Origin of the sequence: Helicobacter sp. MIT 00-7814 (assembly GCF_003364115.1) — a bacterium.
GTDB lineage: Bacteria > Campylobacterota > Campylobacteria > Campylobacterales > Helicobacteraceae > Helicobacter_F.
In genome coordinates, this window is sequence record NZ_NXLL01000009.1 from 12,514 (window position 1) to 25,696 (window position 13,183).

A 13,183-nucleotide genomic window follows, 5' to 3' on the forward strand; every position below is an offset into this window, starting at 1 on the left:
GCTAAAAATTACTTTTATGCTCTTGGTAGGTTTTGGTGAAAGTGTGCGTGCCATTTGGATTGCGCACAAAATAGAGGTAATCCACATCTGCTGGCGCAATCACAGCTTTGAGAGAATCTATACTCACACTTCCGCTAGGATATGATGGAATGCCCTTGTATTTGTAGGTGTTGTATGCGCTTGTGTCGTTTCTTATACGCTCTGGCGTTACTTTTGTATGCGAAAACGCACCATAATTAAGCGATCCGTCCATTTGCAGCGGCATATTAAGCTTTAAGCGATTTTCAATCACTGCCGCAACGATTGGCATTTCCTCTTTATTTGCCGCTTCTTTTTGCACAATAGAAGCCTTGCGCACGAGGTAAAACCACGCCTCTTTGTCGTATTTCCCAAGCAATGTAATAGCCTGCTTTTCATGCCAGCTGTAAGAAAGTTGCGCAAGAAGCTTCATCAAAGAATCTTCATTAAGCCCTAGCGGGAGTTTATAAGTCTCTGCGACAATCACGCCATCAGGCAAGTCAAAATATTTTTCATACGCATTTTGGAGCTTTTGAGGATCTAGCTCAAATTTCTGCGCCAAATCTTGGATAAAAAAATGTAGCGTCTCGCCCGGAATAAGCGTAATTTCCTTTGTTGCGCTTTTTGCGGTGCTTAAGTAGCGTAAAAATGCGCCTTTTGTTAGGATTGTGTCTTTTGTGAGATTCTCACTTTGTGCGCTTTTTGTATCCTTTGTCGTTGTCGTGGCAGAATCTAGCGCGATTACACCGCTTTGAGGTTGCCAAAAAAGGCGCATAAGCCATTCATCAACCTTGCCAAATTGTTTATCCTGCGTATCGTCTATGGTATTAAGATATGTTATAATTGACTTTATTGAGCCTTTTGGGACATTGAGGACTTGAGGCATCTGCACTGGAGCGCGAAGATAAGACATGAGAAAAAAGCCTACACAACCTACCAAAACCAAAATACCAAAGCAAAAAAGAGCGAGGAGTCTTTTTGTCTTTTGCGGGATTCTCATTATTTTAGCCTTTCTTGGATATAAGATTCTCAACGAAGGGATTTACCACAGGCAGTTTTCCATCGCTGGGATTGAAGTGGAGGGATTCTATCTTAAGTTGGAAAATAAATTTATTTTAGATGTGCAAAAGATTGATCTCACAAATGCGAGCTTTTTTGCAGAATCTACAGATGAAAAAGACGCCACACAGGAAAAGCCCGCAGATTCTAGTCAGCTTTCGATTGATTTTGTCGTGGATAGTATCCAAAATGTGCTTTTTGTGCTTTCGTATTTTGAAAAGCTCAATATTCATAGTGTGATTTTACCCGATGGGCGCGAGAGAAAGCTACTTTATGATGGGCTAAGCTATGCTGTGTATGATCCAAATTTTGAGGCGCTTTTAAAGGTTGAGAATCTACAAAGCAAAATTTTGCTCACCATTCAAACCCTGCGTTTTTATCCATTTTTCTTAGAAAGTGAAGGGTATTTGGAATACTACACCGGAAAGAAAAATTTGGAATTTAACCTCACACTTTTGCATAATAAAAATTTAGAGCGTTTGCGCCACAAGCTCCCAGAGTATGAAAACGCGCAAGATTCTGAAATAAATACAGAATCTAACCCTACAATTTCACTTCGCGGAAGCACAAATTTTAAGCGCCTAAGCCTTCTTGCGTCTAGCTCAAAGCTAAAGGATATAAAGTTTTTGCAACCCTTTATAAAAATGTTACAAAATAAGGATTTGGAGGCGTGGCTGTTTAAGAAAATCTCATTTTCTAGCCTCACTTTGCAATCGCTTGATTTGCAAACTTCGCTTGATAAGGACATTGTCTCAAATCTGCAACGCTCAATCAAGGCAAATGCGCTCGTTGATGATCCAAAGATTTATTTAGATTCTAGCCTTACGCCAATTGTGGCTGAAGATGCGATTTTAACCTTGCGCGATGAGAATCTGCAGATAAATCTTAATAAACCAACCTTTGCAAATCACACTTTGGAAGGCTCTTCAGTGCGCCTGCAGTTGCCATTTTCTAAGCCGATAGAAATTTTTATCGCCCTGCGCTCGCAAAAAATTGCGCTTGATAAGCCATTGTTAGATTTATTGCATTTTTTTGGTATTGATTTACCGCTAAGAACACAAGGTGGCGCGCTAAAGGCTGCGCTTGATTTCCATTTAAAGATGGATAAAAAAGGGGATATTATCCCAAATGTCACAGGTGAAATAAGCACGCAGGAAAGCACGATCGTGTTTTTAGAGCAAAAGATTGACGCAAAAGAGGTGCGTGCAAATCTTTCCATCACGCCAAAAGCCCAAAATGTCAAGGTGAGTGCTAAAAGCCTGCAGTATGCGGATATTGCGGACTTGAAAGCTGAGCTTGATATTGATATTTTGGCAAAAAACCTGCAGGCAAATATTGATATAAATACACTTGATATTGCGCCTCAAAAGATTTTTTCGCAAAATACGCAAGCACTGCCACCGTATTTGGACATTAACAGCGCGCAGGATTTGATGACAAAAAACATTATAAAGGCGATTTTGGAGGAAAATACAAGCACGATTCCTAGTATTTTGCAAATAAAAGCGCCCAAAACGCCAAAAGTGCAAAATGTGGCGGCGCAAAATGGGAATTTGCAAGCGCAAGATTCTCAAAACTCTGTAGATTCTGAGGAAATTACAGAATCTACAGAATCCACACAAGAAACTACACAGGAAAACGCGCAACAAGGCACACGAGAATCCACACAAGAAACTACGCAAGAGACTGAAACAGATTCTGTAGATTTACAAACTAATGAAGCGCAAGAGGCGCAAGATTCCCAAATGCAAGAAGATTCTCAAAATGTCGTGGCGCAAGATTTGCAAACCCAAGATTCTCAAACACAAGAAGCCCAAGAAACAAAAGAGCAAGAAGTTACAGAATCTAAAGATTCTACCCAAGAAAGCCCCACTCAAAGCACAAAATCCCCGCTAAGCTCGCTTACATTGCAAGGCAACTTCAAAGATGGGAATCTAGAAATCACAATCCCTAAGCTTTCATTTTCTTTGAAAAAAGATGCTTCTGGTGCATTGAGCGTTGGCATCAAAGATGCAAGCGTGCTGTATCCGCACTCGCCACTTTTGCAATATTATGGCATAAGTGCGGGGAGCGTGGAGCTTAGCCAGAGTCCTGCTGCGCCGCTAGAATTTGGCATTAGCGCAAAGCTTAGCAATCTCAAATATCCCATTTATGACAAAAATAAAAAGCTTCTATCCGCGCTAAGTGTGCTTGGGAGCATTGATATTTCTAAGCCGATTGTTGAAGTTTCTTTGAGCAGCAAGGATAAGTCGCTTAGTATGCAAAAGCGCGGGAACTCTGTATTTTTTATGGTGAATGACTATGATGTGAATGTCGATGAGCTCTTTAGTAGCACGATTCCGATTTTGAGCGAGAGCTTTAAGGATACACATAAAGAGAAAAAAACCCTAACCCAAGAGCAAATCGAACAGGAAAATGCCTTCATCCGCCAAAAGCGCAAGTATGAGCGCGAGCATAATATCGAGCCACATATTTTTTATTTGGAATCTAATAATATGCAAATCTTTTTTGGGAATTATATTGTGCCTGCGGATTCTGCGACAATTACGATGCGCGATGGTAGGATTAACGCAAATGCTTCATATGGCAATGGCATCGCAAATGTGGATATCGTGCATGGCGAGGCGCAAATCACGCTTGATAACTTTAGTGCGAATTTCATCAATAAGGTGATGGAAAAAGAGCTGTTTGAGGGCGGGCTGTTTGACTTATCCGGAATCTTGCGCGATGGAATCTTGCAAGGTGAAGTGCGTATGCAAAACACTTTTTTTAAAGATTTTGTGTTGGTGCAAAATATTTTGGCGCTCATTGACACGATCCCTTCGCTTATCGTGTTTAAAAAGCCCGGACTCAATAATGAAGGCTATGAAATTAAAGAGGGCTCGCTAATGTTTTGGCTTAATAACGAGTATTTGGGGCTTGATAAGATTAATCTCATCGGCACGGCTATCGATGTGAGCGGAAATGGGCTTATAGATTTGGAGCACAAAAGCCTTAATTTGCTTTTGAGTGCGAGCACGATTAAGACGCTTTCAGATATTCTCTCTAGCATTCCAATTATTGGCTATCTTATTTTGGGTGATGATGGGAAAATAACGACAAATATCGTTGTGAGCGGAAGTCTAAGCAATCCAAAAACGGAAGTAAGCTTGCTAGAAGATGTGGTGACTGCGCCTTTTAAAATCCTGCGACGCGTTTTCACGCCATTTGATATGATTTCAGATGCGCTTTCAGAGAAAGATAAAGAGAAGCAAAAATAGCGCTGTAGTTATTTTGTGTAGCGTTTTTGTGGTGCTTTGGAAGCGTTTGGGTACTTTTTAGCGGATTTTGTATTTTTTGATTTTGCTAAGTTTGAAAATGCGCGAAGATTCCCTCTCGCTCAAATCTCTAGAATCTAGCATAAGTAAATCCGCGCACTGCAGGGCTTTTGATTTATCAAAATTTTGTTTATGCAAATTTGCCGAGGAGGAATAAAGCGGAGTAGGGAAAAGCTCTAAAAGTTCGTGGTGTGAGTGTGTGTGGCTAATCACACGAAAGGCGCAATTATTTGGATAGATAAAGGTTGTCTTTTTTGCACGTCGCACGAAGATTCTATGACTTTTGGGAATCCTTACAAAACTTTTAAGCGTTTGAAAACTTCCCGCTTCACGCAAAGAGGGCTTGTTTTCATCACGCTTTTTTGTGGCATTGAGAATCGCAGGATTTTCGCATAAAAATCCCGCTGTCGTGTCGCTCTGCGCGAGGATTAAAAGCGCGTTATTGGCAGTTGTAGCATTCAACGCTTCTATCCATCGTATCACTTTCGCTTGCAAGCTCTGGGCTTTGCGAGCGTAGGTAATAGGTGGATTTTAGCCCGAGCTTCCACGCGAGCATGTAGATGTCATTTAGCACCTTCCCGCTTACCTTATCAAGGCGCATGAAAATATTTGTGCTTTGTCCTTGATCCACCCATTTTTGGCGCACCGCTGCCGCGCGGATAATTTTTGTTTGATCAAGCTCATAAGCTGAAACATAGTAATTCCATGTATCAAGGTTGAGATTTGGCACAACCACAGGGATTAAACCACTTAGATTCTCTTCAAACCATTTGCGTTTATACACCGGCTCGATTGTCTGCGTGGTGCCTACAAGAATGCTAATTGAGCTTGTAGGCGCAATCGCCATAAGGTAGCCATTTCTTAAGCCTTGAGTCTTAACTTTTTCGCGCAAAGTGTTCCAATCACAAGGCGCATTAAACAAATCCCTATTGACAAGCTTTAACGCTTCTTTATTTGCCAAATCAATAGGGAAAATGCCCTTACTCCAATTTGAGCCTTCAAACTGCGGATATTTGCCCTTTTCCACCGCTAAATCACTACTTGCGCTAATGGCATTAAAGCTAATTATCTCCATAATCTCATCAATTTTCATCAAATGCGCTTCGCTACCCCATTCAATTTGCTTGCTTGCTAGCATTTCTGCCTCACCCATCACACCAAGCCCAATGGCGCGATTAAGGGTATTTGTGACTTTGACTTTTCTATTTGGGTAGAAGTTAAGATCAATCACATTATCAAGCATTCTTATAGCGATAGGCAGCACACGCTCGATATCCTCTTTCGTGTTGATTTTGCTTAGATTCACACTTGCGAGGTTGCAGACTGCAGTTTGCCCATCTTGTGAGATTCTGCTTGTGATAAAGATTTTTTTGCCATTAAGAGAATCTATGCTTGTGAGCTTGTTTGCCTTTTTTGTAACGCCACAGTCTGTGCACACTTCCTCATGCTCGCCAAACTCGCTAAAGCTCCCATCTTCAAACTCAACTTGCACTTTATAGTGATTTGGGCTTGTATTTTGAAAAATTTCTGTACAAAGGTTTGAGCTTCTGATAATCCCAGCATGCGCGTTTGGATTTGTCCTATTTGCAGAATCTTTAAAGCATAAAAACGGCAAGCCCGCCTCAAAGTAGTTGGTAAGAATTTTTTTCCAAAGCTCTTTTGCATTAATTTGCTCTTTGATGACATTTGGATCTTTCTCATATTCCTCATAGCGCTTTTCAAACGCTTCACCATAAAGCTCTGTTAAGTCACTACATTGATAAGGATCAAGCAGCGTCCAGTATTCATTCGCCTCAACGCGCTTCATAAAGAGATCACAAATCCAAAGCGCAGGGAAAAGATCATGCGCGCGCCTGCGCTCCTCACCGCTATTTTTACGCAAATCCACAAAGTCATTCACATCGCTATGCCACACTTCCAAATAAGTAGCAATAGCGCCTTTTCGCGTGCCTAGCTGATCTACAGCGATTGCGACATCATTTGCGATTTTCAAAAATGGCACAACGCCACCCGCAGCGTTTTTATGTCCATCAATAAAGCTCCCAAGCCCGCGCACACGGCTAAAATCCCAGCCGATACCACCGCCATATTTGCTCAAAAGCGCCATTTCTTTATACGCATCAAAAATACCCTCGATATTATCCGGCGTGCTTCCTACATAGCATGAGCTTAGCTGATGGCGTGTAGTGCGTGCATTTGCAAGTGTCGGCGTGGCGCAAATCACTTCAAATTTTGAAATCATATCATAGAACTTAATCGCCCACGCGTTGGGATCTTTCTCATTTTGCGCCAAAAACATAGCAATCGCCATAAACATATGCTGGGGCAATTCAATAGGTTTATTATCCTTATCTTTAAGTAAATATCGATCATACAGCGTTTTCACGCCCAAATAATTAAACTGCAAATCACGCGTTGGATCGATTTTAGAATCTAGCAATTCTAAGTCAAACTTTTGCTTCAAGCCCTTAATGAGCTTGCCCTCATTTTCCCCGCGCTCAAAATAATCCGCAAGCTTTTTATAGCCCGTGTAGCCAGAAACTTTGTGATATAAATCATACAAAAACAGCCTCGCAGCCACAAAAGTCCAGTTTGGCGTATCGACATCGATTTTATCCACAGCGGTTTTGATGAGGGTTTCTTGGATTTTTTCAGTGGAGATTCCATTTTTGAAGTGGATTTTCGCATCGACTTCTAGCTCGCTTTGACTCACGCCTTCTAATCCTGCTACCGCGCTTGAAGTATATTTTTGAATCTTAGAAATATCTAGCGGCTCTGTGCGCCCACTGCGCTTTATAACGGTGATTGTATCTAGCATAATCCTTAGTCCTCTCAAATAAATTTTACAAATTCATGGAAATCGATTCTATAGCGTTTGCTTTGTGGTTTCACGCGATAGCCAAGCGCTAGAAGAAGTGTGATTTGCTCTTTTTGAGAATCAATGCCAAAGTATTTTTCCAACGCATTTTTCTCAAACCCTTCTAGCATGCACGAATCAATCCCGCGATATGAAGCATAATCCATCATCGAAGTAGCGATAATATAGCTCTGTAACGCGCTCCAGTAGCCAATTGTATAATCATCAAGCCCACGCATATTTAAAAACGCGCCAAAACGCTCAATATACGCCTTTAGCTCCTCGCCACTTTTTTCTTTACGCTTGAAAACATCTTTGACATAATTTGTATGTGCTAGCAAGTCACTTTTGAGCGTTTTAAAAATTAGCAATTCCGATGCAGTGGTGATTTGCTCTTGATTCCAACAAAGTGGCTTTATCTCCTCGCGCACCTTTTTATTTTTCACAACCATCACACGCGTAGGCTCTAGCCCAAACGAGCTTGGCGCGACATAACCAACCTTTAAAATATTTTCAAACACATCATCTGGAATCTGCTTCTTTGCATCAAACACCTTGCACGCATGGCGCATTAGCGCACCTTCTAAAAATTTATCCATTTTTATTGTCTCCTTTTTGAAAATGAAAGCGCAATTTTACAGATTTTAACCTTACTAACTTATAATTTTCACGCCTAAAGTGAGTAAAATCTTACAATGCCCTTGTGTGCGTATTTGTGAAGTTTTCAAATCCCAAACTCACCGATTCCTAGCAAAATGCACTTATCAAAGCGTGGCAAAACGCATAGCGCATAGATTTCAGATTCTATGCCTAAGGTTTGTAAATCGCTCAAATAGCGTGAATCAAAGCTAAAAAACCTCTCACTTTCCGCGCCAATTTTCCCACCAACGCCAACACCGCCCAACTCGCTATATTTCATAAAACTTGCAAGGGTGAATCTGCTCATCACAAGCGCGCCTTGCAGGGCTTTTTTCTCTTGTGAATCTAGGATATTGTAGGCGCTATGTGTTATTAAGATTCTGCCTCGAAAGCGTGCATATTGCTTGTTTGCAGAGTTTTTTTCAAGCGCATTGTAAAAAAGCGCGAGTTTTTCTTTATGAAATGAGAGAAAGTAAAGCGCGTCTTTTTCCTGTTTGAAAGGCGCTTTGAAATTGCGCCCTCGCTCATCGCCCGCGCCAAAATCATAGTCTTTGTGAATCTTTGGCGGATAGAGTGAAAGTGTGCTGTCCTCGTTTGGATAGGCTAGGGAATTTGAAAAAAGCACGCTTAGCAAAAGCAAGATTCTAAATGTTAAATTTTTTAGCATTTTTGCACCTTTTTTAAGAATCCTTAAGGCGAAAAAAACTACTCCCGCTCCCGCTAAATACCCATTCCTCCCCAAGCTCATTTGCGATATTTTCAAGCTCTGGGGCAATCGCAAGCGCGCTTAAAAAAAGATCATTTAAGCGTGCGCGTTTGGCGTTTTTGCTCTCACCCTCTTTTTGTTCCTTTAGAATTTCCGCGCTTTGCATGGATTCTAGCCTTGTAACCTCGCTATTTTCTGCATATTGCGCGCCTTTTTCAATACGCAGAGCAAAGTTTTTATACACCTTTGGCGTGGCGCAAAACACCTTTGGCGTGAAAATCTCAAACGCATTTTGTGGCTCTTTAAATTCCTTAACAACCTCGCCAATCCCGCTAATATTTGCACTTGTGAAATTACTTAGGAAAAACGCCACATCTGCCCCGCTTTTTTGCGCGATATAGGCAAAGTCCGCCTTTGTGAGATTGAGCGCAAAAGCCTTATTGACACCAAGCACAAAGCCCGCTGCATTCGCACTTCCACCACCAAGCCCAGCACCCGTTGGGATGGCTTTTTGCACGCAAACCTTAAGAGAATCTAAAGGGCTAGATTCCCCGCGTGCGCTTAAAATCTCTTGCAACGCGCACTTTGCCTTGAAAATCGTGTTTTCCTCCATAGCACAGGAAAATGCACCTTCGATTTGAAAACGCTCGCTTGATTCTATGCTTAAAGTATCAAAAAGCGCGCCTTGCGCCAATACAAAGCGCGAGCTTAAGAGATGAAAGCCATCAAACCGCCTTTGAGTGATTTTTAAAAAAATATTTAGCTTTGGGTAGCAAAGAAGCTCGATATATTGCATTTTTTCTCGCTATTTTTTGAGTATTTTTCGCACTTCAGGCATTTGGAAATCCTCTTGTGGCGCTGAAGCCTGCTTATTTTGCAACGCAATTGCACTTTTAAGTTCGGAGCGCAAAATTAACATATTATTTGGCGCTTTAAACCCCAGCCGCACGCTACCTTTGTCAATTGAGATGATTTTTATTTCAATCTCATCGCCTATCATCACGCCCTCGTCTTGTTTCCTAGAAAGTATCAGCATATGGAATCCTATTGTAGAGATATGAGATTTCCCCGCCCTCACGCACTTGCACCAGCGAGAAAAAATCCTTAAAAAGCCATTTGTAAATGCCAGATTCTGTATTTGTCATTAGCATTTTTTTGCCATTGTAGGCGTCCTCCTGCGCGCAAGGTGCGATCACTCTGGGGTAGGGGAGGAGGGAGAGTGGATTTAGGTTAAAAAGCGGGTAGAAAGAGATTTTGTTGTATTGCGTATAACTTTTAGATTCCACAAAAGAATCTCGCAAATCTGATTTTTTATGAGAATCCACGCCATCAGCGCATAATGAAAGGAATTCCCCGCGCTCATTTTGTTCCAGCCTTAGCCTTCCTTCGCCCACGCGTTGCAAGGCACTTAACGCACCTTTCACGCCCAAACTTTCACACACTAGCGCGCCAAGCGAGCGCACATAGCCGCCCTCGCTTAGTGAGACTTCAAAATTCACAAATGGATGATTGTAATGCAAAAGTTTGAGCGCATACACTTGCATTTTTTGCTCTCTTAGCGCCACTTCCTTGCCCTCCCGCGCGAGCTTATAGGCGCGCACGCCATTGATGTGCTTTGCGCTAAAGCTCGGTGGCGTGTAGGTGATTTCACCTTTGAGGGAATCCAGCACGCGCGCAATTTGGGCTTTTTCAAAAGGCGCGATATTTTCCACGCTTTTCACACCCTCAATATCAAGCGTTTGGGAATCCGCACCCAGCCAAAGTGTCGCGCGGTAGGTTTTTGGGGATTTGGGTAAAAACGACAAAAGCTTCGTGTAAGCGCCAAATGCCACGATTAATAAACCGCTTGCAAAGGGATCAAGTATGCCACTAAAGCCGGCTTTTTGCTCGCCTATGCGCTTTTTGAGAATACTTAAAAAGGCGTTTGAGCTGATAAATGGTTGTTTGTAAGCAGCTATCAAGAGATTTTTCATTCGCGTCCTTGCTAGATTCTATTGCGCCTCATGCGCTTTTTAGAATCTTTAAAGCAAAAAGCTTGCCAAAATTTCCAAAAAAACTAAAATCTCTTTTAGATTATATATTGCAAAAAATTAGATTTTATCCCCAAATATTTTCGCCCATATTTCCGCTACCATGCCATTTACCCTTGTCTCTGCTTTGTGGTTTTTTACCAAATTTTGAATCCTTTACACCTCTGCCACCTTTAAAATCGCGTCCTTTAGAGTTAGAATCTCGTCCTCTGCGCCCATTGTTGCCATTGCGCGATTTAGATTCTGCGACATTATCCATACGCTCCAAGCGCGCGATTTCTTCTTTGTTAAGCCCGATAGTTTTGGTGCATTGTGCGTTAATATAGTAGCTTAGAAGTTTGAGACAAAGCTGTGTTGGATCGATTTCGGTTTTGGGCTTTTCAAGTGTTTCTAGCGCCTTTTGGGTGATTTCAAGCGAAGCGATTTTTGCTAGCAATTCATCAGAATCTAAAATCTCCCCACCGCCGATCTCGCAAAGCTCGATTTGCGCTTTTGTGCTTTGCTTGATTTTGTTAATCTCTTTAAACTCTAGCGGTGTGGCAAGTGTGATGGCAATGCCCTTTTTGCCTGCGCGCCCGGTGCGCCCGATTCTATGCACATAGCTTTCAGGATTTAGCGGAATGTGATAGTTAAAAACATGGCTCACTTCGCTAATATCAAGCCCGCGCGAAGCTACATCAGTGGCGACGAGAATCTCAATCTTATTTTGGCGAAAATTTGTAATGACGGTTTTTCTGTCCCATTGCTCCATATCTCCATGCAATGCCGCAGCGTTGAAGTTCGCGCTTTGAAGCTTTTGAGCGAGCAAATCAGCCTCTTTTTTGGTGCGGGTGAATATTATACTTTTGCTTGGATTATAAATCTCTAGTAGCCTTACAATCGCTTCATTGCGCTCATTTTCATTGATGATGTAGTATTTTTGCTCGATGTCTTTATTTGTGATATCTACAGGCGAGATTTTGACAAATTTTGGATTATTGAGAATCTTTAGTGCGAGTTTTTTAATCGCTTCTGGCATTGTGGCGGAAAAAAGGAGCGTTTGTTTGTTACTTGGCAAATAAGTAAAAATCTGCTCGATATCGTCCAAAAAGCCCATGTCAAGCATTTCATCAGATTCATCAAGCACCACCACACGCGGGGCAAAGTCGCTCAAGCGCCCATTCATAAGGTGATCTAGCAATCTACCCGGTGTAGCAATCATAACTTTTGGCTTATTTTTTAATAAATCGCATTGTCGTTTAATGCTTTGCCCGCCATACATACAAATGGTTTTAATGCGCGCAAAGCGCCCGAGCTTCAAAAACTCATCGCTTATCTGCATTGCAAGTTCTCTTGTAGGCGTGATGATGAGTGCTTCAATGTCGCTACTACGCGTGATTTTATTAAGGATAGGAATCGCAAAAGCGGCAGTTTTGCCTGTGCCAGTTTGTGCCTGTGCTATCAAATCATCGCCTGCAAGCACGATAGGAATGCTTTGCTCTTGTATCGGTGAAGGTGTGCTAAAGCCTAGCTCATTGATGCCTTTAAGTAAATATTCGCGCAAACCAAAGGAAGCAAAGGTTGTTTGTGATTTCTTTTGTGTTTGAGAATCTGTAGTTTGACTTTCTTTTTTCTGATTTTCTTGATTCTCCTGTGTGTGAGAGTTTGCATTTTGTTCTGAAGATGCCTCTTGTGTGTTTGTGTTCATCGTTAGGTAACCTTAAAATTTGATATAGAGCCAGCATTGTAGCAAAATAAAATAGAAAACAAAAATTTAGTTGTATAATGCGCAAAATCTTATATTTCAAGGCGCAGTTGATTATGGAAGAATTGCTTTATGATACGCTTTTTCAAAATGCCCCTTTGGTGGCGTGCTTTTTAGCTGGAATCTTGACTTTTCTAAGCCCTTGTATTCTCCCGCTTATTCCGGCGTATATTTCCTACATTAGCGGGGTTTCCTTGCAAGATATTAAAGAAAATCCCGCGCGCCACAGAATCCGTGTGTTTTTAAAATCACTTCTTTTTGTAGCGGGATTTTGCGGGGTGTTTGTGCTTTTTGCGCTTTTTTTTGGTAGCTTTTTAGGGCAATGGCTTAAAAGTGACGCATTTCGCTATATAGCGGGATTTGTGGTGATTATTTTTGGCGTGCATTTTGTGGGGATTTTTAGGATTGGATTCTTAAATCGCTTCAATGTCCGATTAAACCTCTCAAAAATTGAGCAAAATAAATTTGTCGCGGTGTTTGCGCCGTTTTTCTTAGGTATCAGTTTTGGGGCGTGCTGGAGTCCATGCGCTGGTCCGATTTTAGGCTCTGTGCTGGCACTTGGAGCGAGCAGGGCAGATTCTGCGCTTTCTCTTGCGCTTAGTTTTTCAGCAGGACTTGGAATGTCATTTTTACTCACCGCGCTTTTAGTCGAGCGCGCGCTAGAGTTTTTGGGCAAGATTAAAAGCTTTATGCGCGTGATTGAAATTCTGTGTGGCGTGCTATTAATCCTCATTGGGCTTTTAATTTTAGGCGACAAACTCAATGCCCTTGTGGGAATCTAAGCGGATTTTGCTATAATTGCGCAATTTTTTA

Annotated in this window: 11 protein-coding genes; 2 read left to right on the plus strand and 9 right to left on the minus strand. The window is 41.8% G+C overall.

All coding sequences use genetic code 11. The annotated features are described in order from the left end of the window. Nucleotide 1 precedes the first annotated feature (1 nt). Complete coding sequence (gene mltG, locus CQA49_RS03995; RefSeq protein WP_115574682.1) at nt 2–931, minus strand: endolytic transglycosylase MltG; 930 nt, start codon at nt 929–931, stop codon at nt 2–4. On the opposite strand from mltG, the gene CQA49_RS04000 reads away from it, so the two are divergent. After that, on the plus strand, nt 930–4,337 hold the full coding sequence (locus CQA49_RS04000) for a DUF3971 domain-containing protein (RefSeq protein ID WP_115574683.1): 3,408 nt from the start codon (nt 930–932) through the stop codon (nt 4,335–4,337). The genes mltG and CQA49_RS04000 overlap by 2 nt on opposite strands. Before the next feature lie 57 nt (nt 4,338–4,394). On the opposite strand, the gene CQA49_RS04005 is transcribed toward CQA49_RS04000, so the two are convergent. From CQA49_RS04005 to CQA49_RS04040, 8 genes are all read right to left on the minus strand, one after another. After that, nucleotides 4,395–4,856 (minus strand): Sua5 YciO YrdC YwlC family protein, encoded by a 462-nt coding sequence (locus CQA49_RS04005; RefSeq protein WP_115574684.1) that lies wholly within the window; start codon nt 4,854–4,856, stop codon nt 4,395–4,397. Then, nucleotides 4,834–7,212: a ribonucleoside-diphosphate reductase subunit alpha gene (locus CQA49_RS04010; RefSeq protein WP_115574685.1), complete on the minus strand. Its 2,379-nt coding sequence runs from the start codon at nt 7,210–7,212 to the stop codon at nt 4,834–4,836. Before CQA49_RS04010 ends, CQA49_RS04005 begins: the two co-directional genes overlap by 23 nt. Nucleotides 7,213–7,226: 14 nt before the next feature. Then, on the minus strand, nt 7,227–7,850 hold the full coding sequence (locus tag CQA49_RS04015) for an NAD(P)H-dependent oxidoreductase (protein ID WP_115574686.1): 624 nt from the start codon (nt 7,848–7,850) through the stop codon (nt 7,227–7,229). 125 nt (nt 7,851–7,975) lie between these two features. After that, nucleotides 7,976–8,557, minus strand: coding sequence for a hypothetical protein (locus tag CQA49_RS04020; protein WP_115574687.1), 582 nt, complete (start codon nt 8,555–8,557; stop codon nt 7,976–7,978). Between the two features lie 13 nt (nt 8,558–8,570). After that, nucleotides 8,571–9,392 (minus strand): 4-(cytidine 5'-diphospho)-2-C-methyl-D-erythritol kinase, encoded by an 822-nt coding sequence (locus CQA49_RS04025; RefSeq protein ID WP_115574688.1) that lies wholly within the window; start codon nt 9,390–9,392, stop codon nt 8,571–8,573. 9 nt (nt 9,393–9,401) lie between these two features. Continuing rightward, nucleotides 9,402–9,632 (minus strand): carbon storage regulator, encoded by a 231-nt coding sequence (locus CQA49_RS04030; protein ID WP_115574689.1) that lies wholly within the window; start codon nt 9,630–9,632, stop codon nt 9,402–9,404. Then, the gene (gene truB, locus CQA49_RS04035) at nt 9,616–10,569 is read right to left on the minus strand and encodes a tRNA pseudouridine(55) synthase TruB (protein WP_115574690.1); all 954 of its coding nucleotides are present in this window, start codon (nt 10,567–10,569) and stop codon (nt 9,616–9,618) included. The genes CQA49_RS04030 and truB overlap by 17 nt, the downstream gene beginning before the upstream one ends. A 124-nt stretch (nt 10,570–10,693) precedes the next feature. Then, entirely contained in the window at nt 10,694–12,313 is a 1,620-nt protein-coding gene (locus CQA49_RS04040) for a DEAD/DEAH box helicase (RefSeq protein ID WP_115574691.1), read from the minus strand. A 113-nt stretch (nt 12,314–12,426) separates the two neighbouring features. On the opposite strand from CQA49_RS04040, the gene CQA49_RS04045 reads away from it, so the two are divergent. Further along, the gene (locus CQA49_RS04045; protein ID WP_115574692.1) at nt 12,427–13,152 is read left to right on the plus strand and encodes a cytochrome c biogenesis CcdA family protein; all 726 of its coding nucleotides are present in this window, start codon (nt 12,427–12,429) and stop codon (nt 13,150–13,152) included. Nucleotides 13,153–13,183: the final 31 nt, after the last annotated feature.